The organism is Antarctobacter sp. (assembly GCF_034670325.1).
Lineage (GTDB): Bacteria > Pseudomonadota > Alphaproteobacteria > Rhodobacterales > Rhodobacteraceae > Antarctobacter.
Genome location: NZ_JAXMNR010000005.1, coordinates 141,260 through 163,738, shown reverse-complemented (window position 1 = coordinate 163,738; position 22,479 = coordinate 141,260). Strand labels below are relative to the sequence as shown.

Here is a 22,479-nt window from a genome sequence, read left to right as displayed (position 1 = left end):
AGCCCGCTCAGACCAGCCCGACCCAGATCGAGACCAAGGCCAGCGTGATCAGACCCGCCTGAATGTATCCGGCCAGCAGATAGATGCCGTCGCGCGTCATCACGCCGAACATCATCATCGCCACCGCCCCGGCAAAGAACGAGGTCACGAAAGGCAGGATCTCAAGGAACGGCCACGACAGCGCGATTACCGTGACCGCCGCAAAGGCAAGCGGCCTCACCGGACGAGAGGTCAGCAGCTTGAGCCGCCCGCTGCTGTGCCGGTCCATCCAGCCTGCGGGTTTGCGCAGCCAGTTGATTGCCTTGGTCATCTTTTTCGCACTGATGCTGCGGCGGCGCAGAAACCCGGGCAGCCAGAGGTGCCGCCGTCCCAACAGGGCCTGAATCGACACCAGCATGGTGATCAGCGCGCCGATAGTCGGACTGCCGGGAATGCCGGAAATCGGTGACACCAGCACAATTGCGGGCACAAGGATCACGGCGGCAAAGGACTGGTCGCCCACGCGGTTCAGCACGTCGCCGACAGAGACCCGCGTGTCGTCCTCGCAAGGGCGCATGGCCTCCAGCAACTCCCCAAGAGACTGTGGGCTGCGTTTGGGCGTGGGCCCTGTCGTTTCGGGGTCGGCGGTCATCATTCGGATGCCTGTTCAGCGGCGAGGATTGCCGCCAGCGCGCTTTGATAATCGGGATAGCGCAGGGTCACGCCCAGTTCCTTTTTGATACGCTCGTTAGAGACACGTTTGCTTTCACCATAGAAACTGCGCGCCATCGGGGACATGTCCGCCTCGTCAAAGGGCACCTCGGGCGGGACGGGCATACCCAGCATCTCGGCGGCGCAGGCGATCACGTCCTGCGGCGGGGCGGGCGCGTCATCACACAGGTTGTAGACAGCGCCCGGACTGGGCTGCGTGATAGAGGCGCGCAGAACCTGCGCGATGTCCTCGACATGGATGCGCGAAAACACCTGATTGGGCTTGATGATCCGCCGCGCGGTGCCTTTGCGCAGCTTGGCAAAGGGTCCGCGTCCGGGGCCGTAGATGCCCGCCAGACGGAAGATATGCAGCGGCAGATCGGGGATGTCGGCCCACGCCTGTTCGGCGGCGACCCGCATCTGGCCGCGTCGGCTGGACGGGGTCAGGGGGGTCTGTTCATCGACCCAGCCGCCTGCGTGGTCGCCGTAAACCCCGGTGGTCGAGAGATAGCCAGCCCACTCCAACGCGGGCGCGCGACGCGCGATGTCAGGGCCGATCATGCGCAGAGCCGGGTCCCCTTCGGCATCCGGAGCGGCGGAGATCAGTAGATGGGTCGCGCTTTGCAGCGCCTCTGCCACGGCCTCCGCCTGCCACAGGATCGGGGTGATCCCGGTGGCGGCAAGCTGTGCCAGCTTGTCAGCGCTGCGCGTGGTTCCGATCACCTGCCAGCCCTCGGGCAGCAGCGCTTTGGCAAGGGCGCGTGCGGAAAATCCGTGGCCAAGAGAGAGCAGGGTCTTTGTCATCCGACCTAGGTGGCGCTGCAGGCGTCAAGATGCAAGCCTTGACGCAATGTCGCAGGAGGCGTCGAGGTGCGGTCCTGCGCCGGTCACATGCCCTCTCTGGCGACCTTTCGCCGACGCGACCGCCGCGGACTCGCGTGGTTGAAAAACGCGGGCTAGGACGAGTGCAGTTTGTCCGGAGATTCCGTCATGTTGGCCCGTCGCGCCTTTCTGATCACTGCCCTCGCCGCCGTTGCGGGCTGTTCCACCGCCCCGCGTGAAACCCTTGCCGGGGACAAGCCGGTGCCGATGGCGCTGCCATTGCACCCCAATGAAACGCCGGAACTACGCGCCAAGATCAACAAATGGGCCGACCATTACGGTTTGCCGCGTGGGCTGGTGCATCGTCTGGCGATCCGCGAAAGCACGCACAACCCCAAGGCGCGCAGCGGACCCTATTGGGGGCTGTTGCAGATCCTGCCGCAAACCGCGCGGACCATGGGCTTTCAGGGCCAAAACAAGGACCTGCTGGATGCGGATACCAACCTGAAATACGGGCTGAAGTATTTCAAAGGCGCCTACGTCGTCGCGGACGGAAACTGGGACAATTCCATCAAGTGGTACGCGCGCGGGTATTACTACGAGGCCAAGCGTAAGGGGTTGCTGGTCGAGACGGGATTGCGCCCGGGCTGAGTAAGAGCCGATTTTTCGACGAAAAATCGTTTCACCCGTGGCGGTGTTTCCGTCTAGTCTGCACAACCATGCAGGATGATCCCGATCTGGAAACCGCCTATGGGCTGGAAACCCCCGACGACAACCGCAGGCTCTACGCCCAGTGGGCCGCGACCTATGATGTCGAATTTGCCGTGGACATGGATTACATGCTGCCGCTGCACGTGGCCGAGGCCTATGCCGCGGCAGGCGGGCAGGGGCCAGTGATCGACCTTGGCGCAGGCACTGGCCTGCTGGGGGCCGCGCTGAACAGCTGCCGGGTCGGCCCGGTAGAGGCGACGGACCTATCGCAAGAGATGCTGGATGTGGCCGCAAAGAAGGGCCTGTATGGCCGGCTGTTCACCGGCGACCTGCTGGACCGCTTGCCGGTTGACGATGGCGCCTACGCCGGGGCGGTAAGTTCCGGCACCTTCACCCACGGTCACGTCGGCCCCGAGGCGCTGGACGAAGTGCTACGCGTGGTGCGCCCCGGTGGCATTGTGGCGCTGTCGATCAACGCCGAACACTGGGCGGCCAAGGGCTTTGCCGCGCGGTTCGACGCACTGGGGCCCCGAGTTTCTGATCTGTCCCTGCGCGAGGTGCGTATTTACGGGCCGGAATCAACCGGCCCGCATGCTAAGGATCTCAGTCAGGTGGTCACCTTCACCCGCGTCTGACCTTCAGGTCGCGTAGTCCGACCCCTCTTCGTCGAGGATTTTCTTGAGTTCGTTCAGGTGGTGCTCGTCGCCGCCCGGATACTCCTCGATCTCACGCGCGGTCTTTTCGGCCACGTCGTCGGACAGGATGTCCAGCGGCAGCCCGGTTTGCAGCGCGGTGATATAGACCTGTGCCGCGCGCTCAAACAGGTAGAGCCGGTTAAAGGTCTCGGCCACCGTGTCGCCGATCACCATCACGCCGTGGTTGCCCATCACCAGCGTCTTGACCTTGGGATCGGCCATCAGTTGCGCGCAGCGGATGCCCTCTTCCTCGAACGCCAACCCGCCATAGCTGTCGTCCACGGCCTGCCGGTTAAAGAACATCGCCGCGTTCTGGTCCAGCGGCGGCAGGCGCTTGTCTTTGAGACAGGCCAGCACGGTGGCATGGATCGAATGCACATGCATCGCGCAACGCGCATGAGCACAGTGGCGGTGCAAACCGCCGTGCAGGCCCCATGCGGTCGGGTCGGGCGCGCCGGGCCGGTTCAGCGTCTCGGGGTCGTTGGCATCGACCACCAGCATGTCCGAGGCTTTGATCCGCGAGAAATGTACCCGGTCCGGGTTCATCAGGAACTTGGTCCCGTCCTCATTGATCGACAGGCTGAAATGGTTGGCCACCGCCTCGTGCATGTCCAGACGCACGGTCCAGCGGAATGCAGCGGCAAGATCGACCCGCTCTTGCCAATAATCGATGTTGGCGATGTTCTGTGGTGCGTTCATGGGGGCCTCCGGGGTTTGGCGTGTTTGCGCAAACCCTATCAGCGGCCACAGCTCTCGCGCAATGTGTCGTAGGCCTGCTGGGCCTCCTCGGTGTCCCACTGGCCGCGCAGGGTGCGCTGGCGGTCGTCGGCAAGAACAAAGACCTCATAGCCGATCTGGTCACTGGTCAGCAGCGTTTCAAGCAATCGTTCGGGCGAGTCGCGCAGTGTCCACGCCCACTCGCCACGTGACCGGAACAGGATCTCGCGCAAGCCAAGGGTGATCAGGTGGTCCGCAGTGTCGTCGAACAAATCGCCGCCTTCGAAATCAACGAACAGCGCGACACTGCCCTCCATATCGACGGTCAGCAACAGGCGGTCGCGCCCCGGCAGGCGCGCATTGGTGGCCATCCAGCAATAGCCGTCATCCTCGAACAGCGCCCAGTTGGTCAGCCGGTCGTTGCGGCGGATTTCCGTCTGTGCCGACATGGGCAGGGCCGTGCAGAGCGTTGTGACAAAGGCAATGAAAGCTGGGGTGAAGCGCAGGGCCATAAGAGGTGTCCAAATGGTTTTCAAGGAAAGGTCACGTCCAGTCTAGCGCTCTTGTCGTGCCGGGAAAACAGTCACAGCACCCGTGACGGCACCCAGGCATACCCGTCGGGGCAGATCAGATAGCATTCGCGCAGCCCGTGCGGCTTGTCCGTGGGAGGCTGAAGGATGTGCATGCCCTGCGCCTCGGCCAAGGCCGCCGCAGCGTCCGGGTCGCTGTCATACAGCCGCAACTCTGCACCTGCGCCGCGCGGACCGGCCTCTGTCAGGTAAGACAGATAGGGATTCGCGGAATAGGTGCCGTCTGCGTGTAGCTGGAACACCGCCGTGCCGTAGCGGACAATCGCGAAATCCGCGCTGACGCGATGTGCTGTCATGCCAAAGACGCTTTGCAGCATGGTACAGGAGGCGCGAACGTCCCGCACCAACAAGTTCAGGCCCAGCCCACGCAACGACGCGCCGAAATCGCCCGGCGATACTGTCTCGTAATCCATGTCAGCACCTATGACCTTATCGCCAGCTTGAACCCGCGTCCCGGACCTGTCAACCTCCGCGCAAATTCAGGGGGCAGGCATGCAGGACACGGCAGAAAATCTTGAGATCGTCACACCGGAGGTCCCCGGCGAAGAGAGTTTTGACGACGCAGGCGCGGCGGTGGCCCGCCTGATCGAGCTATACGACACGGCGGCAACCTTCCTGCGGGACGCGTTTCTGAGCGCGATGTCCAAAGGCCATCCCGGCGTGCGCCTGCGGGCCTTCTACCCTGAGATTCGCCTGACCACGACGCGGTTCGACAAGATCGACAGCCGCCTCAGCTTTGGCCATGTGACCCAGCCCGGCACCTATGCCACCACGGTCACGCGCCCGCATCTGTTCCGCAACTACCTGACGCAGCAGATCGACCTTCTTTTGGGCAACCACGGGGTCAAGGTGCGCATCGGCCTGTCGGACACACCGATGCCAGTGCATTTTGCGGTGGCGAATTTCCCGAACGTGACTGTCCCGCAGGAAGGCGCGGCCGACTTTGCCCTGCGCGACGTCTTTGACGTGCCGGACCTGTCGACCACAAACGACGACATCGTCAATGGTGAGGCACAGCCCGCGCCCGATGGCACCCTGCCGCTGGCACCGTTTACCGCGCAGCGGGTGGATTACTCTCTGGCGCGTCTGTCGCACTATACGGCCACCGACCCGGAGCATTTCCAGAACCACGTCCTGTTCACCAACTACCAGTTCTACGTCGATGAGTTCGAAGCCTATGCCCGCGCCATGCTGGCCGATCCGGACAGCGGCTACACCAGCTTTGTCAGCACCGGCAACGCCGAGATCACCGACCCCTCGGCGGTGTTGAAGACGCCGGAACGGATGCCGCAGATGCCCACCTATCACCTCAAGCGCCCCAAACAGGCGGGGATCACGCTGGTCAACATCGGCGTGGGGCCATCGAACGCCAAGACGGCGACAGACCATATCGCCGTCATGCGGTCACATGCGTGGTTGATGGTCGGGCACTGTGCGGGCCTGCGCAATTCGCAGAGCCTTGGCGACTATGTGCTGGCCCATGCCTACCTGCGCGAGGACAAGGTGCTGGACGACGATCTGCCGGTCTGGGTGCCGATCCCGGCGCTGGCCGAAATCCAGATCGCGCTGGAAAAATCGGTTGCCGAAGAGACGCAACTGGATGGATTCGACCTCAAGCGTGTGATGCGCACGGGGACGGTGGCCTCGTTGGACAACCGCAACTGGGAACTGCGAGAGCAGAGCGGCCCGGTCAAGCGGCTCAGCCAGTCGCGCGCCATTGCTCTGGACATGGAAAGCGCCACGATCGCCGCCAATGGTTTTCGGTTCCGGGTGCCCTACGGGACGCTGTTGTGCGTGTCCGACAGGCCGCTGCATGGTGAGTTGAAATTGCCCGGCATGGCCTCTGATTTCTACCGATCACAGGTCAGTCGCCATTTGCGCATCGGGATTCGCGCCATGGAAACGTTGCGTGGAATGCCGTTGGAGCGCATTCACAGCCGGAAACTCCGCAGTTTCGAGGAAACCGCGTTCCTTTGACGCGGCGGAAACCAGCACAAAACGCACAAATGGCATGTGTGATGAGCCCCTAATCGTTGTGTTTTGCCCCCATATCCGGTTTTATTGCGAGCCAGAGGCCCTAAGTGTGACGGGCAGTGAAGGAGACCATGAAATGGCGAAACCCATGACCAAGACCCAGCTGGTGGCGGCACTGGCGGAAAAGATGGATGCGGACAAAAAAGTGGCCGGTGCGGCGCTTGATGCGATCACCGACATCATCACCTCCGAAGTGGCCGCCGGTGGCGCAGTGACCCTACCCGGCGTCGGCAAAGTCTACTGCCGCGAGCGGCCTGAGCGTATGGTGCGTAACCCCGCGACCGGCGCTCAGTTCAAGAAAGAAGCCGACAAGCAGGTCAAGGTGACCATTGCCAAGGCGCTCAAGGACAGCGTGAACGCCTGATCTCTGCCATCGGTGGAGACACGTGAACGAAGGGTCGCTTTGGCGGCCCTTTTTCTTTGGCGATTGCCAGCAGGCAAAAGCGTCAATAGCCGCCAGAAGAGACCTGCGCGCGGGATTTCCATTCGAACTTGTTGCCCTGCCCATCGTCGGTCGGGATATCCAGCATGGCGGCGCGTTCGTAGACCACCTGCGTGGGGACGTTCAGCGTGTCGGCCACAAGATTGGCGCGGCCCTCGTACCAGAGGCTGCAAAACTCTTCGCGTGGCATCAGCAGGATCCGGGCAAAGCGCACGGCCTCTGCCTGCGCAGCGCGGTCGGTCGGTCTGAGCAGCGCCTGAATCCCGCACCCGGGAAAGGCCTCACGGGTCACCGGCACATGCAAAATCCAGTGTCCGACCCCCATCGCCGCCATAAAGCGATCCTGCCGCGGCTTTCCCTTTTTGGGCAGCCAGATACAGGCTTTGCGCTCTACAGGCACGTCCAGCAAAATTTCGTGCGGCGGGCTTGAGTACTCAAGATCGACGTTCATGGCGCGACAGATCGGGTCCATCGGATCGCCGTGCGGCAACTTCATTCCGGGGGATTGCGCCACCAGATCGTCGATGATTTCCTCGATCTCGGCGTCGCTGGCACCTGTCGCCTGTGGTTCCACATAGGCATAACTTGGGTATTTGGGCGGCATGGGACTCTCCGCTTAGGCAAATGGCGCATGGTGTTGACCAGCCCGGTTGCCAATTTTTGTCACGGAAAGGGTTTCCAAACCCTGAACAGAGCGCAGAACTGCTAAGATTGCAGGCGTTTTGCCCCGCGTCAGCCTTTTGCGGCACCGATCAGCGTGCCAAGTGACTGCCTCTGGCGGGTGTTCTTGTCAAAGTTCGCTTCGGCCAGCCACGTCTCATAGGCGCCGCGCAGCGCGGGCCATTCACTGTCCAGAATCGAATACCACGCGGTATCGCGATTGCGCCCCTTATAGACCAGCGCCTGACGAAACACGCCCTCAAAGGTGAATCCCAACCGCAGCGCCGCGCGGCGTGAGGGCGCGTTCAGCGCGTCACATTTCCATTCGTAGCGGCGATAGTCGAGGTCTTCAAAGACATGGCGCATCAGCAGATACTGCACCTCGGTCGCCGCGCGGGTGCCCTGCAACGCGGGCGAGAAGTGGATAAAGCCCACCTCGATGGACGCGGCCTGCGGGTTGATCCGCAACAGCGAAAGGAACCCGACAGCACGGCCATCGACCAGCACGGCAAAGAACAGCGGATCACGGCTTGCGGCCTTGGCCGCCACCCAGTCATGCGCCTGCTGGCGGTCCTCAAAGGGGGTTTCCTCGCCCAGATAGGTCCAGCCAGCGGGATCAGTGAAGGCGTCAAAGATGCCATCGGCATGGTCCACCGACAGCGGTTCCAGCACCGCGTACCGGCCCTGCAACGCCTGATGCGGCGGCAGCGGACGGGGCAGGGGCAGGTCGACGGGCAACCCGATGGGTTGCCCGTATTCGTTCAAACGGTGGTCCATACCTCAGCCAAACACGCGGCCAAGCGCCCCGTCGACAGCTGTCAGGATTTCGTCGATATCGTCCTTGGTGGCGATCAGCGCGGGCGAGAAACACAGCGTGTTGTTGCGACCGGGGACAGAGCGGTTGGTGGCACCGATGATGACACCCTGCGCCATGCAGTCGCCCACCACCGCCTGCACCTTTGCCTCTGCCACCGGGTCCTTGGTGGCGCGGTCCGAAACCAGTTCCGCCCCCAGAAACAGACCCTTGCCGCGCACATCGCCGATCACGACGTGGCGGTCGGCCAGCGCGTTCAACTGGTCCAGCATGTAGTCGCCCATCGCTACGGTGTTGCCTAGCAGGTCCTCATCCTCGATGATCGCCATGTTCTCGATCGCCGCCGCCGGACCGGCGGTGCAGCCGCCAAAGGTAGAGATGTCGCGGAAGTAGTTCATCGGATCGCTGGCATCGTCCTTGAACAGCTCAAACACCCGTTCCGAGGTCACGCAGCAGGCAATCGCGGCATAGCCCGACGCCACACCCTTGGCCATGGTCACGAAATCCGGCTCGATCCCGTAGTGCTGATAGCCAAACCAGGTGCCGGTGCGCCCCACGCCGCAGACCACCTCATCGATGTGCAGCAGGATGTCGTACTTGCGGCAAATCTCCTGCACCTTCTGCCAATAGCCATCGGGCGCGGGGATCACGCCGCCGCCTGCCGTCACCGGCTCTAGGCAGAGCGCGCCCACGGTGTCCGGCCCTTCGGCAAGGATCACCTGTTCGATCTGCTCCGCCGCCCAGAGGCCATAGTTGTCTTCCGGTGCGCCGTCCTGCTCGTGGCGGCGATATTCCAGACAATGCGGCACCCGCACGAAACCGGGGGCAAAGGGGCCGTACTGCGCGTTACGCTCATCCTGACCGCCCGCCGACAGGCAGGCGATGGTGGTGCCGTGATAGTCGCGGTCGCGGTAGAGGATTTTATGCTTCTTGCCGCCGTACCGTTTGTGCGCGATCTGGCGCACCATCTTGAACGCCTTCTCATTCGCCTCGGAGCCCGAGTTGCAATAGTAGACCCGCGTCAGGCCCGGCATCTTGTCGATCAGCTTTTCGGAAAACAGCGCGCCCGGCACCGATCCAGCGGACCCCGCGAAATAGTTGATGCGCATCAGCTGGTCATAGACCGCCTTGGCGATCCGCTCACGCCCGTAGCCGACGTTGACCGTCCAGACGCCGCCGGACACCGCATCCAGATGCTCCTTGCCCGCCTGATTCCAGACGCGCATGCCCTTGCCCTCGATGATGATGTTCGGGTCCTTGCTCTCAAACCCTTTGTGCTGGATCAGGTGATGCCAGACGTGGGCCTTGTCGGCCTCGACAACATGGCTGAGGTCGTTCTGCGAATAGGTGCCGTCCATTCTGTTGCTCTCCTTGGGCCGTCGCGCGGTTTGCGTGGGGATGATATCACATGGGCCAGTTTTGTGGGCAGTCGTTAGGTCCAGATTTTCCGCGCGTATAGGTCCAAAGTTGCAGGGTTAGACCGATTCTGCGAGATCTGCGCCGCGCGTTTTCAAACATTTTCAGCACGATAGATAGATTTGGCTTTCTGGAAAAGAACAACTGTTGCGATGAAATCCGGCGCATCATCGGGAAAAACCGTTGATCCATTGCCCGTTTTCCGGTCCGAATTGGGCAGAGCGCCCGGCACGAGGCGCCGCCAAGCGCGCTACCCCGTGCGTAAGGACCGATCCGCCGGTGGGGCGGACAGATAACAGGGAGAACGACAATGACGATCAAGACCACCCTCACAGGGGCCGCCTCGGCCCTTGCCATGCTGGCCGGAACGCAGGCTGCCTTTGCCGCTGGCCACAGCGAAATCACCGTGGGCTATTTCCTCGAATGGCCAATGCCGTTCCAGTATGCCAAGGCGACGGGCATGTATGACGAAGAGATGGGCGTTACCATCAACTGGGTCAGCTTTGACACCGGCACCGCCATGTCGGCGGCGATGGCCTCTGGCGATGTGCAGCTCAGCGTGTCGCAGGGTGTTCCGCCTTTCGTGGTGGCGACCAGCGCCGGGCAGGACTTGCAGATCCTCGACGTGGCCGTCAGCTATTCGGACAACGACAACTGCGTCGTGCTGGAAGCGCTGGAAATCGACAAGGACTCGGCCAAGGAACTCGAAGGCAAGAAGGTCGCCGTGCCGCTCGGCACCGCCGCGCACTATGGCTTTCTCAAGCAGATGGGTCACTTTGGCGTCGACATCGGCACGATGGAAGTTGTCGATATGGCCCCGCCCGATGGTGCCGCCGCCCTTGCACAGGGTTCGGTGGACATGGCCTGCGGTTGGGGCGGCTCGTTGCGCCGCATGAAAGAGCACGGCAACATTCTGCTGACCGGGGCCGAAAAGGAAGAACTGGGCATTCTGGTCTTTGACGTCACCTCCGGCCCGGCGGGCTGGGTGGCCGAGAATTCGGACGTGGTGTCGGCGTTCCTCAAGGTGACAGCCGAGGCCAACGCCATGTGGGCGGATGAGGCGAACCACGCCAAGATGCTTCCGGTGATCGCCGAAGATGCGGGTATGGACGTGGACGCCACGATGGCCACCATCTCGACCTTCATCTTCCCGACCGTCGAAGAACAGCTGACCGCCAAATGGCTGGGCGGCGGCGCGCAGGAGTTCATGAAGGGCGTCGCTGATGTCTTTGTTGCGGCAGGCTCCATTGATGCCGCGCTCGACAGCTACGCCGACAATGTGAACGTCGGTCCGCTGAGCGACGCGAACGGCATGTAAGGCACAGCCCGGGCACCCACAGGGGTGACCCGGGCCAACAGGGTCCGTCGCGATCCTGACGAAAGGCGTCTCAGGACGCCTTTCCCCCTCCTGCAACATCCAGCGAAAGACCGGAGGCCATGAGCGGATTAACCATCGAAAAGATCTCCATGCGGTTCGACCTGCCCAACGGGTCTTCCGTTCAGGCGCTCAAGGACGTGTCTTTGCACCTCGCCGAAGGCGAATTGCTGAGCGTGCTGGGCCCCTCGGGCTGCGGTAAGACCACGCTTTTGAATATCGTCGCGGGCTTTCTGGCGCCCACCGACGGCACGATCACCCTCAACGGTCACCGCGTGAAAGGGCCCGATGCCGAACGCGGCATGGTGTTTCAGCAAGGCGCGCTGTTCGAATGGATGAGCGTGCGCGAAAACGTCAGCTTTGGCCCCCGTATGGCGGGCAAGCGTGAGCGCGACTGGGGCAGCCATGTCGATCACCTGCTGGACGTGGTCGGCCTGCGCGACTTCAAGGAAAAGGCGGTCTATGAATTGTCGGGCGGGATGCAACAGCGTGTGGCGCTGGCCCGCTGTCTGGCCAATGACCCCGACGTGATCCTGATGGACGAACCGCTGGGCGCGCTGGACGCCCTGACCCGTGAAAAAATGCAAGGTCTGGTGCTGAAGCTGTGGAAAGAGACCGGCAAGACCATCATCCTGATCACCCACTCTGTCGAAGAGGCGCTGCTGCTGGGCGAACGCCTGCTGGTCATGGCCCCGCGTCCGGGGCGCATTCACCGCGAATATCGTCTGCCGTTTGCCGACATGGGCGTGAACGCCGACCTGCGCGAGGTCAAGAAACACCCTGACTTCGGGGAGAAACGCGAAGAAATCCTTGGCATGATCTGGGACATGGAAGAAGAAATCATGGGTCGCGCGGAGGAAAGCGCATGATCGTCTTTGCCCTTTATATCGCCATCTTCATCGTCTCTTTCGTGGTGGTGAAATTTGTCGTCCACAAAACGGTAACCGACTACACCTCGCTCAAGACCGTGACCTTTGGCGACGAATCGGCGGTGACGCCGAACCGGATCGCCAGCGTGATCTCCGTCCTGTCGATCTTCCTGCTCTGGGGGGCCTTTACCGGGTCGTCCTATGTGCCGCGCTTCCTGCACGCGCCGGGGCCCTTTATCGGCGACGCGACATTCACCTACACCGCCGAAGCTGAGGGGCAATCGCCCGACGATGCCACGGTAACGGTCCGCGTCTTCGAGGTGGGGACAGAGGTCGAGGATCCGGTCGTCGACCCCGGCGACGGCTGGGCCAAAAATGACATCGACACGGTGGGTGCGTGGCGCTCTGGCCTGATCCGGGTGGACAACAACGACGAGTTTGGCCGCGACGAAGGGCACACCGTCGTCGCCATCAACGGCGAACCCATCGCGCCCGGACAATCGGTGCAGACCAAATTCGGCCGCGTGGGCATGTCGCCCAAAGGCACGCTGAACTTCGAGCCCGCAAAAGGCTGGCAGATGGAACCGATCTGGCTGCCCGCGCCAGAGGCCGTGCTGGCCCGACTTGGTGAGATCGCAAAGGAGGGCTATCGCGGCTCTACCCTGTGGGAGCATTTGGGATACTCGCTGTTCCGGGTGGTCGTGGGCTTTTTCTTTGGCGCGCTGGTGGGCATCCCGCTGGGCTACGCCATGGGCCTGTCGAACTGGTTCCGGGGATGGTTCGATCCGATCGTCGAATTCATGCGCCCGGTGCCGCCGCTGGCGCTGATCCCGCTGGTGATCATCTGGGCGGGCATCGGCGAAGTGGGCAAGATTATCCTGCTGTTCTTGGCCGCGCTCTGGATCATGGCCATCGCGGCCCGCGCGGGGGTGTCGGGCGTGTCGATCTCCAAGGTCCACGCGGCCTATTCGCTGGGCGCGTCAAAGTTTCAGATCATGCGCCACGTGATCATGCCGAACTCGCTGCCGGAAATCTTCACCGGGGCGCGGGTGGCAATGGGCGTTTGCTGGGGCACTGTTGTGGCCGCTGAACTGGTGGCGGCGGAAAAGGGCGCGGGCATGATGATCATGGTGGCGTCGAAATTCCAGCTGACCGACATCGTGATCATGGGGATCATCCTGATCGGGGTCATCGGCTTTGGCATCGATATCCTGATGCGGATCGCCGAAAAGGCGCTGGTGCCCTGGAAGGGGCGCACCTGAGGGCCAACGGGCGTCGAAATTGCGGGGGCGGGACGTCGTAGGGCGCTCGTCCCGGCCTTTGGCCGTGACATCGCCCCGCCCACCGTCCCGCGACGCGCGCCGGTGGCGCGTGGGTCAGTCGGCGGCGACGGGGGCTGCCGGATCAGGCGGGCCAGCCTCCGAGCTCATCTGGTCAAGCTGTGTCAACAGCGCCTTGACCTGCGCGTCCAGCCAGATACGGCCCTTGTCCACCGTGGCGACATAGGCGTCGAGGACGGGGGCCGCTTGCGGCACCTGTTGCGACAGTTTCGGCGCGCCGACGTAGAGGCCCACGCCGATCACCGCCAACAACACCATCAGCATAAAGCCACGCGCAAAGGGGTTGCCGGTCTGGCGCGGTTTGCCGCCAGAGCGTGTTCCGGCGTCACGGTCGATCACCCGCGGCTCGGATGAGGCGCGCAGGGTCTGATTGATTTCCTCTACGTCCGGCAGCAACTCGCGACGTGACGCGGCAGCCGCTGCCACGGCCGCAGCCTGCAATTCGGCATCCTCGGGCGAGGGCGGCGGGACGGGGCGACCAGACCCTTGGGCGATCTCCTCACCTTTGAGCCGCGCCATGCGTTCGCGGCTTTCGCGGGCGCGGCGGGTCTTTTCATCCTCACCCGGCGGTTCAAGCCCCAGATCAGGCTGCGTTTCCAGCCCTTCGGCGGCGCGCTGGCGTGCCTCGAATTCACGTTCCTCCCGAAACAACTCGGCCATCTCCGGGTCGATCTTTTTCTTGGGGGTGGGCAGGTCCGGATCTGGCAGGTCGGGTGCGGCGATAGGCTCAGGTGCCGCATTTGGTCCCGCATCGGGCGCAGGCGCGGATGCGGGCGCAGATTGGACCGCCGGGTCCTGTGACACCCGCTTTTGAAACCACGTATGGCCGCAGTTCGAACATTGCACGTCGCGGCCCGCCTCGGGGATCACTTCGAGGGGCACGTCATATTGCGCGCCGCAATTTGGGCAAATCAGCCGCATTCCGTCCCGAACCCCTGTTTCTTCCCGCGTGTGTCGTCTTGTGCGATGCCCCTTCGGGCCTGCGCGTGAACCTTAAGCTGCCCGTTTCGGCGGGAAAAGTCCAATTCTGCCGCCCGCGCGTTGCAACGGCCCGATACCTCGGGCAAAACTGCGGCCAGAACAACAATGCAGAGGCAGTGCCCCCGTGATCGAGCTGGACAATGTGGCCTATTCCTACAGCGGAGCGGCGCTGTTTTCCGGCCTGTCCCTGCAACTGGCGCCGGGGTCGTTCCATTTCCTGACCGGCCCGTCGGGATCGGGCAAGACGACGTTCCTGAAGCTCTGCTACGGCGCATTGAGGGCGACAGAAGGGCGTGTGTCGGTCTTTGACTCCGATGTCGCGGACATGGACCGCGACGCGGTGGCCTACGCGCGCCGCCGCATCGGCGTGGTGCATCAGGACTGCCAGTTCCTTGACCACCTGCCATTGGCGGAAAACGTGGCGCTGCCACTGACCGTCACCGGGCAGGCCACCGTCGATCAGGTCGACAACCTGCGCGAGCTGCTGACCTGGGTCGGGCTGACTGCCAAGGCCGAGGCGCTGCCGCCAGAACTGTCGGGCGGCGAACGCCAGCGCGCCGCGCTGGCCCGCGCGCTGATCCTCAGCCCGGATGTGATCCTTGCGGATGAGCCCACCGGCAACGTCGACTGGGAGATGTCGCAGCGCCTGCTGCGCCTGCTGGTCGAGTTGAACAAGATGGGCAAGACGGTGATGATCGCCACCCACGACCTGATGCTGATCCGCGCCGCCAAAAGCCTTGTGCCCGCGCGCATCCTGCGCATCGCGGGCGGCACACTGCAATCGGCGGGGGCGGACCTGTGATCGCGATGCTGGACCGGTTCAAAGGGCTGATCGCCCGTGACGCAGGCGCCGACCGCGTGGTGCCGCCCGCCGGGTTTACCGTGCGTCTGACGCTGTTCACTGCTGCTGCGATGGCCTTTCTGACGGTGTTTGCCCTTGCCCTCAGCCTTGCCGCCGGGCGGCTTGCGACCACATGGGGCGACGAACTGGCCCGCGCCTCGACCATCCGCATTTCCGCTCCCGAGGGGCAACTGGCGGCGCAAACCGCCACCGTCCTGCGGGTGCTGGACCAGACACCGGGGGTCGACTCGGCCCGCGCCCTGACGGCGGATGAACAACGCGCCTTGTTAGAGCCGTGGTTCGGCCCCGACCTGCCGCTGGAAAGCCTGCCGATGCCGCAGCTGATCGAGGTGCAGGAGGCATCGGGCGGCTACGATGCCGACGGGTTGCGCCTGCGCCTTCAGGCAGAGGCACCGGGGGCGGTGCTGGACGAGCACAACCGTTGGCGCAGGCCGCTGGTCACGGCGGCGGGGCGCTTGCGGCTGCTGGGATGGGCGGCGATCGTACTGATCGGCGCGGCCACCGGGGCCATGGTCACACTGGCTGCCCATGCCGCACTGGCCGCCAACGCGCAGGTCATCGCGGTGCTGCGGCTGGTGGGCGCGACGGATGGTTATATCGCGGGGGCGTTTGTGCGCCGCTTTACCCTGCGCACGCTGACAGGGGCGGCGGTGGGGACGCTTGTTGGCCTCATTGCGCTGCTGCTGATGCCGTCTGCCGGGGACACCGGCGGCATCCTGACCGGCCTGCGGTTTAGCGGGGTGCAATGGCTCTGGCCGCTGCTGGTGCCACTTCTGGCCGCCGCCGTGGCCTTTCTGGCAACTGAACTGGCCGCGCGCCGTGTTCTGGGGGAGCTGGCCTGATGCGCTGGGTGATGTCCTTTCTCTTTGTCGTGCAGATGTATGCCATGATGGCGATCATGGGCATCGTCTTTCTGCCTTGGGCGCTGTTGTCACATCACGGTGCTCGCGCCGCCTGCAAGACGTACTGCCGCTGGGTGCGCTTCACCGCCCGCTGGATGGTCGGCCTGCGCACAGAGGTGCGCGGCCCGATCCCGCAGGATGAGGTCCTGATCGCTGCCAAACACCAAAGCTTTCTCGACATCATCCTGATCTTTGGCGCGATCCCGGCGGGCAAGTTCATCATGAAACGTGAACTGATGTGGGCCCCGGTCATCGGCCAATACGCCCTGCGCATCGGCTGCGTCCCGGTGGCGCGCGGCAAACGCGGGCAGGCCATCGCCAAGATGCTGAAAGATGTGCATGACGGCGCGGCCCTTCCCGGCCAGCTGATCATCTACCCCCAAGGCACCCGCATCGCGCCGGGGGTCAAGGCCCCGTACAAGGTCGGTACCGCGCTGCTTTATGAACAGACCGGGCAGGCCTGCGTTCCGGCGGCAACCAACGTGGGGCTGTTCTGGCCGCGCAAGGGGATCTATCGCAAACCGGGTCTGGCTGTGGTGGAATTCCTGCCCCGAATAGAGCCGGGACTGGACCGGGATAGTTTTCTCCAGCAGTTGCAGGAAGAGGTGGAAACCGCCTCCAACGCCCTTATGAAAGAGGCCGGTTTCGATGCGCAGGCTTGACACACTCGACGATCTGCACGCGCTCTACGGCGCACCCGCCCCGGCCGCACTGGGCAAGGTCGCCACCCGCCTGACCCCGCTCTACCGCCAATGGATCGAGGGCGCACGCTTTGGCGTGCTGTCCACCGTGGGGCCGGAGGGCGTCCACGGCTCACCCCGTGGCGATGATGGCCCTGTTGTGCGGGTGGTGGATGAGAATACGCTGATGATGCCCGACTGGTGGGGCAACAACCGGCTCGATTGCCTGCGCGACATCGTGCAGGACGGGCGCGTGGCGCTGTTGTTTCTGGTGCCGGGCACCAACACCACCGTGCGCGTCAATGGCCACGCCTTTCTGACCGACGATGCGGACCTGCGCCACAGCTTCGCCAAAGGCGACAAGCAGCCCGCCACCGTCATCGTGATCGAACTGGCAGAGGTCTACACCCAATGCGCCAAGGCCCTGATGCGCTCCGCCCTCTGGACCTGCGGCAACATCTCCGGGGGCCTGCCGAAAAGCGGTGAGATCATGGCCGACATGACCAACGGCGCATATGGCGGCAAGGACTATGACCGAACCTACGCGGAATACGCCAAGCCCAAGATGTGGTAGCCGCTCAGCCCGGCGGGTCGGAATAGAAAAGCGTCAAAGAACTGCCCGCGCCGTCTTCCATCTCGGGATATGCGAAAAACACCACGCCTCGCCGCTCGGGTGTCATTGCCTCACCACGCATCCAGCCGCGTGAAGTCGTGCCTTCGCCTAGGGTCACAGCGGGATCAAACGCCAGATCAGGAAAACTGTCCAATACGATCGGCTCGATCCGCGCCGCCAGCGTTTCCGCGTCAGCAAGGCTCAGTGCGTTGGGAACATGGGTTGAGATTTCGCACCTTGCGTCGGACATCTCCAGAAAACTTGCTGCAACCGGGTCCACCCACATTCGCGTTCCCTCAAGGAATCGAACGGAAACCAGTTTCCGGTACGGTGGTTCGGGCAGGTCCTCGCCAATCGCCTGCCGCACGCAGACCTCTTCGAACAGCGTTGCGATCCGCTGATCTCTGGGTGGCGGTGCCCATATCAGGCCCCCGGCCATGTAGCCGACACATCCGCCAACAATGACGATGGCACTCATGATGGCCTTGTTCACAAAGCTTCCCGCCCATCAACCGATCAACCCAGAAAGCGGGCGGCAGTCCCGAACGTGACCGCCGCCCCCAACTTCTTCTTGGTAAAAATACCTCCACGGGGGTGCGGGGGTGTGAAACCCCCGCTCGGCTCTTGCCGCCCACGCAGGCTTACATGTGGATCGCGCCGTCACCACAGGCCAGTGCCGCCTCACGCACCGCCTCCGAGAACGTCGGGTGCGCGTGGCAGGTCAGGGCGATATCCTCGGCAGAGGCACCGAACTCCATGCCGACGCAGATCTCATGGATCAGATCGCCTGCCGCCGGACCGATGATGTGACAGCCAAGGATGCGGTCGGTTTCCTTATCCGCCAGCAGCTTGACGAAGCCGTCACCCTGAAACACCGCCTTGGCGCGGCCATTGCCCATGAAAGAGAACTTGCCAACCTTGTAGGAAACGCCCTCTTCCTTCAGCTGCGCTTCGGTCTTGCCGACAGAGGCAACCTCGGGCGTGGTGTAAATCACGCCGGGGATCACGCCATAGTTGACGTGGCCATGTTTGCCCGCGATCACCTCGGCGGCGGCCATGCCCTCATCCTCGGCCTTATGCGCCAGCATCGGGCCGTCGATGGCGTCGCCGATGGCATAGACGCCCGGCACATTGGTGCGCCACTTGGCGTCGGTCTTGATCTGCCCGCGCGGACTCAACTCGACCCCCAGCGCGTCCAGTCCCAGTCCGTCGGTGTAGGGTTTGCGGCCCGTTGCCACCAACACAACATCCGCGTCCACGGTGTGTTCGCTGTCATCCTTGCGCAGCTTGTAGGTCACCTTGGCCTTGGTCTTCAGCGTCTCGACCTTGGACACCGCCGCGCCAAGGGTGAATTCCAGCCCCTGCTTCTTGAGAATCTTCAGCAGACCCTTCTGCACGTCGCTGTCCATTCCCGGCGTGATCTGGTCAAGGTATTCGATCACATGCACCTCGGTCCCCAGACGCCTGTAAACCGATCCCAGCTCCAGCCCGATCACACCGGCCCCGATCACCACCATCTTTTTCGGCACCTTCGGCAGGTCCAGCGCCCCGGTCGAGGTCACGACGATCTTTTCGTCGATCGTCACCTCGGCCCCCGGCACCGACGACGGCTCCGACCCGGAGGCGACGATGATGTTCTTGGCCTCATGGACCTCATCGCCGACCTTGACCTTGCCCGCCTCAGGGATCGAGGCCCAGCCCTTGATCCAGTCGACCTTGTTCTTCTTGAACAGGAATTCGATACCCTTGGTGTTCTGATTCACAACATCCTGCTTGTAGCTCTTCATCTGCTCCCAATCGACCGAAGGCGATTTGCCCTTCAGGCCCATGGCGGCAAAGTTGTGCTCTGCCTCGTGCAGCGAATGGGTCGCGTGCAGCATCGCCTTGGACGGGATGCAGCCGATGTTCAGACAGGTGCCGCCAAGGGTCTCGCGCCCTTCGACGCAGGCGGTTTTCAGACCCAGCTGTGCCGCGCGGATTGCAGCCACGTAGCCGCCGGGGCCTGCGCCGATGACGATGAGGTCATATTGTGCCATGAAGTTTTCCTTTCAGTGTCAGCGGGGCAGGGGCGCATGGCCCCATGACTGCCTGCGGCAGCCGTCCCCCGGAATGGATACAGCCCAAAGAGGGCCGGGGTTGGTGCGGGCCGGAGAATTCATAGCAAAGCCACCAGCAGCATAAGTGCGGTGGCGCCGAAACCCACCATCCAGATGACCGACCGCCACGGCGTCCAGCCGAAGTAATAGGCCGGCACATACAGCGCGCGGGCGATCAGATAGACGAGTGACAGTCCCGCGGTCAGCCCGTTGCCCTGATCTGAAAAGGTAATCACGAAGACCGCGATAGAGAACAGGATCAGCCCTTCGAAATGGTTGTTCAACGCCCGCAGCAGTCGCGCGGTCTTGGGCGATAGCTGATCCTCCAGCGATCCGCCCAGCCGCGCGCGGTCGCGCGGGCCGAGCGTCTTGCCAGTACCAAGCTCAAGGTTGGCGGGCACCGACATCAGCACAAATTGCACAACCTGCAACAGCGCGGCGAGCGTGAGGGCAGTCAGTTCCGGGGTCATCGCGGCCCCCCGTCCCGGGTCTGACCCGGGACCTCAGGGCTGGCATTGTGCGGCGTCGGGGCGGTCATACAGATACCTTTCCACGGGTCCACGCCGCGCGATTTTGCGGCGTCAGCAGGCGCGCGCGGCTGTCGTTGAACCAGTCCTGACAGGCTTTCTCGGCCGTGGCGATAGCCGGGTCTGCGCGCCATTCGGCCAAGGTTTCGCGCAGCGCAGGCACGCGATCTGCCAGCCAAGGCTCCTCGACCTCGTTGCGATTGGCCTTGCGGTGCCAGGGGCTGTTGAGATGGTACTTCGTGTCGCCCTGACGGCCCTGACCGTCGCCACGGTCGTTCTTCATCAGAAAGCAATCCTCAGAGCGTATCGCATAGTGAAACAGGTGCGCGGTCTTGGGACGGGCGGCAATGTAATGCGGGCGAAAGCGGGCGCTTTTGGGGTTATACAGCGTGCGATTGTCCAAAAGCTCGCCATCGGGCGACATCACCACCGGATCATCGACCTGCGGGTCCAGCGGGTTGTGATCGGTGGCGCGGGCAAAACTGGCCACCCGGAACAGGCATTTGGTCTTGGTCTCACGCGGCACCGGGGCGGGTTCGGCGCGGGTATTGCGCTCTGTCACCAGATCGCCGGGGGTCCAGTGTGTCACGCCTGAAGCGCCAAACGCCCGCCACGGAAAGGCGACCACATCTGCCTGCTCGGTGCGTGCCATCAGGTCTGCCAAAGAGCCGTCCAGCAACGCCAGAAATTCATCGCTGTCGATGTGCAGGACATGGGTGATGCCAGCGTTGCGGGCATGGCGCAGAACAAGGTCCATGCCGCTGTCCTGCGGCGCGGCCCCTGCGGGCACCTCTTGCGCGATATGGGTGACAAGCCCCTTGGCCGCCAGCGCCTCCAGCAGCGCGTCTGACCCGTCGGTGATGTCGTTCGTCACCACGATCACCTCATCAAAGCCAAGCGCCCGGTGATGCGCCAGCCATTCCAGCAGGAATATGCCTTCGTTGCGCATGCAGGCGGCAAGGGCGATGCGCAACGAATGGGACGTTTTGTCTTGGGCATCGCTCATGAGGGACGGGCGCAATTCGGTGAGGTGGGCAAGGTGCGCAATGAATGCGCACCTGTTCAATGGGTAGGTGTAGGCCGGGCTTCAGCCCGGCCTTTGAGGCGAATTACAGATCCATCAGCAACCGGCGCGGATCTTCCAGCGCTTCCTTGACGCGGACAAGGAAAGTCACAGCACCTTTGCCATCGACGATGCGGTGATCGTAGGACAGGGCAAGGTACATCATCGGGCGGATCTTGATCTCACCGTTGATGACCATCGGGCGGTCCTGAATCTTGTGCATGCCAAGGATGCCGGACTGCGGCGGGTTCAGGATCGGCGAGGACATGAGCGAGCCATAGACGCCGCCGTTGGAGATGGTGAAGGTGCCGCCCTGCATTTCCGCCATCGACAGCTTGCCGTCACGGGCGCGCTTGCCCTTTTCCGCGATGGCCTTCTCGATCTCGGCAAAGGACATCTTGTCGGCGTCGCGGATGACCGGAACCACCAGACCCTGCGGCGTGCCCGCCGCGATGCCCATGTGGACAAAGTTTTTGTAGACGATGTCGGTGCCGTCGATTTCGGCGTTCACTTCCGGCACTTCTTTTAAAGCGTGGCAGCAGGCCTTGGTGAAGAAGGACATAAAGCCAAGGCGCGCGCCGTGCTTCTTCTCGAACAGATCCTTGTATTCCTTCCGCAGGGCCATCGTCTCGGTCATGTCCACCTCGTTGTAGGTGGTCAGGATCGCGGCGGCGTTCTGGGCGTCTTTCAGGCGGCGCGCGATGGTCTGGCGCAGGCGGGTCATCTTGACCCGTTCCTCACGCGCAGCATCGTCTGCCGGGACGGGGGCGCGCGGCGCGGCGGCGGCAGGGGCCGCAGCCTTGGGGGCGGCGCTGGCCGCAGCCACGGCAGCGGCGACATCGGGTTTGGTCACGCGGCCATCGCGGCCTGTGCCCTCAACCTGTTCCCGCTTGACGCCGGCCTCTGCCATCGCCTTTTCGGCGGCGGGGCCGTCCTTGATGTCCTTGCCGGGTCCACCGTCCCCGGCGGGCGGGGTGGTGTACTGCTCGCCGCCCGCAGCTTCAGCCTTGGCCGCCGGGGCTGCGGCACCCGCGCCCGAGGACAGAACCGCCAGCTTGGCGTCGGCCTGCACGGTGTCGCCTTCCTTGGCGACGATTTCGGTCAACGTGCCAGCGGCGGGGGCGGGCACCTCGACGGACACCTTGTCGGTTTCCAATTCGCACAGCATCTCATCCTGCGCGACCTGATCGCCGACCTTCTTGAACCATGTCGAGACGGTCGCCTCTGTCACCGACTCGCCCAGCGTGGGCACCATGACGTCAACACTGGCCGAGGCCTCACTGCCCGAGGCAGCGGGCGCATCGTCTGCGGCCGCCTTGGGCGCCGCGTCAGAGCCGCTGGCCCCTTCGGAGATATTGGCCAAGAGGGCGTCGACGCCCACGGTCTCTCCTTCACCGGCCACGATGTCGCTGAGGGTGCCAGCGACGGGCGAGGGCACCTCGACCGTGACCTTGTCGGTTTCAAGCTCGCAGAGCATCTCGTCCACCGCCACGGCATCGCCGGGCTTCTTGAACCAGGTTGCGACCGTTGCTTCGGTCACAGATTCCCCAAGCGTGGGAACACGCACTTCGGTCATGATC

The 22,479-nt window shown here is 63.5% G+C and carries 25 protein-coding genes; 11 read left to right on the top strand and 14 right to left on the bottom strand.

Going from position 1 to position 22,479, the window contains the following annotated elements:
• Positions 1–7: 7 nt before the first annotated feature.
• Together VOI21_RS13950 and VOI21_RS13945 are read right to left on the bottom strand one after the other, a co-directional pair.
• Positions 8–634, bottom strand: a complete 627-nt coding sequence (locus VOI21_RS13950; protein WP_323770538.1) for an exopolysaccharide biosynthesis protein — start codon at positions 632–634, stop codon at positions 8–10.
• Positions 631–1,494: an SDR family oxidoreductase gene (locus VOI21_RS13945; RefSeq protein WP_323770537.1), complete on the bottom strand. Its 864-nt coding sequence runs from the start codon at positions 1,492–1,494 to the stop codon at positions 631–633. The genes VOI21_RS13950 and VOI21_RS13945 overlap by 4 nt, the downstream gene beginning before the upstream one ends.
• A gap of 186 nt (positions 1,495–1,680) precedes the next feature.
• Here VOI21_RS13945 and VOI21_RS13940 point away from each other — a divergent pair, with 186 nt between their 5' ends.
• Positions 1,681–2,163: a lytic transglycosylase domain-containing protein gene (locus tag VOI21_RS13940; RefSeq protein ID WP_323770536.1), complete on the top strand. Its 483-nt coding sequence runs from the start codon at positions 1,681–1,683 to the stop codon at positions 2,161–2,163.
• Positions 2,164–2,231: 68 nt separating this feature from the next.
• Positions 2,232–2,858 carry a class I SAM-dependent methyltransferase gene (locus VOI21_RS13935; protein ID WP_323770535.1) on the top strand — a complete coding sequence of 209 codons (627 nt, stop codon included), beginning with the start codon at positions 2,232–2,234 and terminating at the stop codon, positions 2,856–2,858.
• A 3-nt stretch (positions 2,859–2,861) separates the two neighbouring features.
• Here VOI21_RS13935 and VOI21_RS13930 read toward each other — a convergent pair whose 3' ends face one another.
• The 3 genes from VOI21_RS13930 to VOI21_RS13920 form a co-directional block, all read right to left on the bottom strand.
• A complete protein-coding gene (locus tag VOI21_RS13930) occupies positions 2,862–3,617 on the bottom strand; it encodes a class II aldolase and adducin N-terminal domain-containing protein (protein ID WP_323770534.1) in 756 nt (251 codons plus the stop codon).
• A 38-nt stretch (positions 3,618–3,655) separates the two neighbouring features.
• Positions 3,656–4,147 carry a hypothetical protein gene (locus VOI21_RS13925; protein WP_323770533.1) on the bottom strand — a complete coding sequence of 164 codons (492 nt, stop codon included), beginning with the start codon at positions 4,145–4,147 and terminating at the stop codon, positions 3,656–3,658.
• 71 nt (positions 4,148–4,218) lie between these two features.
• A complete protein-coding gene (locus VOI21_RS13920) occupies positions 4,219–4,638 on the bottom strand; it encodes a glyoxalase (protein WP_323770532.1) in 420 nt (139 codons plus the stop codon).
• A gap of 79 nt (positions 4,639–4,717) precedes the next feature.
• Here VOI21_RS13920 and VOI21_RS13915 point away from each other — a divergent pair, with 79 nt between their 5' ends.
• On the top strand, positions 4,718–6,202 hold the full coding sequence (locus tag VOI21_RS13915) for an AMP nucleosidase (RefSeq protein WP_323770531.1): 1,485 nt from the start codon (positions 4,718–4,720) through the stop codon (positions 6,200–6,202).
• A gap of 133 nt (positions 6,203–6,335) precedes the next feature.
• On the top strand, positions 6,336–6,623 hold the full coding sequence (locus VOI21_RS13910; RefSeq protein ID WP_323770530.1) for an HU family DNA-binding protein: 288 nt from the start codon (positions 6,336–6,338) through the stop codon (positions 6,621–6,623).
• Between the two features lie 82 nt (positions 6,624–6,705).
• On the opposite strand, the gene VOI21_RS13905 is transcribed toward VOI21_RS13910, so the two are convergent.
• From VOI21_RS13905 to VOI21_RS13895, 3 genes are all read right to left on the bottom strand, one after another.
• Positions 6,706–7,305: an ImmA/IrrE family metallo-endopeptidase gene (locus VOI21_RS13905; RefSeq protein ID WP_323770529.1), complete on the bottom strand. Its 600-nt coding sequence runs from the start codon at positions 7,303–7,305 to the stop codon at positions 6,706–6,708.
• Between the two features lie 128 nt (positions 7,306–7,433).
• Positions 7,434–8,138 carry a GNAT family protein gene (locus VOI21_RS13900; RefSeq protein WP_323770528.1) on the bottom strand — a complete coding sequence of 235 codons (705 nt, stop codon included), beginning with the start codon at positions 8,136–8,138 and terminating at the stop codon, positions 7,434–7,436.
• A gap of 3 nt (positions 8,139–8,141) precedes the next feature.
• Positions 8,142–9,533, bottom strand: a complete 1,392-nt coding sequence (locus VOI21_RS13895) for an aspartate aminotransferase family protein (protein WP_323770527.1) — start codon at positions 9,531–9,533, stop codon at positions 8,142–8,144.
• A gap of 368 nt (positions 9,534–9,901) precedes the next feature.
• Here VOI21_RS13895 and VOI21_RS13890 point away from each other — a divergent pair, with 368 nt between their 5' ends.
• The 3 genes from VOI21_RS13890 to VOI21_RS13880 all read left to right on the top strand — a co-directional run bounded on the left by VOI21_RS13890 (position 9,902) and on the right by VOI21_RS13880 (position 13,097).
• A complete protein-coding gene (locus tag VOI21_RS13890; RefSeq protein ID WP_323770526.1) occupies positions 9,902–10,909 on the top strand; it encodes an ABC transporter substrate-binding protein in 1,008 nt (335 codons plus the stop codon).
• A gap of 119 nt (positions 10,910–11,028) precedes the next feature.
• Positions 11,029–11,835 (top strand): ABC transporter ATP-binding protein, encoded by an 807-nt coding sequence (locus tag VOI21_RS13885; RefSeq protein ID WP_323770525.1) that lies wholly within the window; start codon positions 11,029–11,031, stop codon positions 11,833–11,835.
• Positions 11,832–13,097 (top strand): ABC transporter permease, encoded by a 1,266-nt coding sequence (locus VOI21_RS13880; RefSeq protein WP_323770524.1) that lies wholly within the window; start codon positions 11,832–11,834, stop codon positions 13,095–13,097. The genes VOI21_RS13885 and VOI21_RS13880 overlap by 4 nt, the downstream gene beginning before the upstream one ends.
• Positions 13,098–13,211: 114 nt before the next feature.
• Here the strand turns inward: VOI21_RS13880 and VOI21_RS13875 are convergent, their stop codons facing one another.
• Positions 13,212–14,096, bottom strand: coding sequence for a zinc-ribbon domain-containing protein (locus VOI21_RS13875; RefSeq protein WP_323770522.1), 885 nt, complete (start codon positions 14,094–14,096; stop codon positions 13,212–13,214).
• A 184-nt stretch (positions 14,097–14,280) separates the two neighbouring features.
• Here VOI21_RS13875 and VOI21_RS13870 point away from each other — a divergent pair, with 184 nt between their 5' ends.
• Genes VOI21_RS13870 through VOI21_RS13855 form a run of 4 tightly spaced genes read left to right on the top strand, consistent with a single transcriptional unit; the run spans position 14,281 to position 17,174 of the window.
• A complete protein-coding gene (locus VOI21_RS13870) occupies positions 14,281–14,958 on the top strand; it encodes a cell division ATP-binding protein FtsE (protein WP_323770521.1) in 678 nt (225 codons plus the stop codon).
• Positions 14,959–14,963: 5 nt separating this feature from the next.
• Complete coding sequence (locus tag VOI21_RS13865) at positions 14,964–15,860, top strand: cell division protein FtsX (RefSeq protein WP_323770827.1); 897 nt, start codon at positions 14,964–14,966, stop codon at positions 15,858–15,860.
• Positions 15,860–16,582, top strand: a complete 723-nt coding sequence (locus tag VOI21_RS13860) for a lysophospholipid acyltransferase family protein (RefSeq protein ID WP_323770520.1) — start codon at positions 15,860–15,862, stop codon at positions 16,580–16,582. Before VOI21_RS13865 ends, VOI21_RS13860 begins: the two co-directional genes overlap by 1 nt.
• Entirely contained in the window at positions 16,569–17,174 is a 606-nt protein-coding gene (locus VOI21_RS13855; protein WP_323770519.1) for a pyridoxamine 5'-phosphate oxidase family protein, read from the top strand. Before VOI21_RS13860 ends, VOI21_RS13855 begins: the two co-directional genes overlap by 14 nt.
• A 4-nt stretch (positions 17,175–17,178) precedes the next feature.
• Here VOI21_RS13855 and VOI21_RS13850 read toward each other — a convergent pair whose 3' ends face one another.
• The 5 genes from VOI21_RS13850 to odhB all read right to left on the bottom strand — a co-directional run bounded on the left by VOI21_RS13850 (position 17,179) and on the right by odhB (position 22,478).
• Positions 17,179–17,691: a hypothetical protein gene (locus VOI21_RS13850; RefSeq protein ID WP_323770518.1), complete on the bottom strand. Its 513-nt coding sequence runs from the start codon at positions 17,689–17,691 to the stop codon at positions 17,179–17,181.
• A 163-nt stretch (positions 17,692–17,854) separates the two neighbouring features.
• A complete protein-coding gene (lpdA, locus tag VOI21_RS13845) occupies positions 17,855–19,249 on the bottom strand; it encodes a dihydrolipoyl dehydrogenase (RefSeq protein ID WP_323770517.1) in 1,395 nt (464 codons plus the stop codon).
• Between the two features lie 119 nt (positions 19,250–19,368).
• Complete coding sequence (locus VOI21_RS13840; RefSeq protein WP_323770515.1) at positions 19,369–19,779, bottom strand: MAPEG family protein; 411 nt, start codon at positions 19,777–19,779, stop codon at positions 19,369–19,371.
• Positions 19,780–19,843: 64 nt separating this feature from the next.
• Positions 19,844–20,842 (bottom strand): glycosyltransferase family 2 protein, encoded by a 999-nt coding sequence (locus tag VOI21_RS13835; RefSeq protein WP_323770514.1) that lies wholly within the window; start codon positions 20,840–20,842, stop codon positions 19,844–19,846.
• 103 nt (positions 20,843–20,945) lie between these two features.
• A complete protein-coding gene (gene odhB, locus VOI21_RS13830; protein ID WP_323770826.1) occupies positions 20,946–22,478 on the bottom strand; it encodes a 2-oxoglutarate dehydrogenase complex dihydrolipoyllysine-residue succinyltransferase in 1,533 nt (510 codons plus the stop codon).
• Position 22,479: the final 1 nt, after the last annotated feature.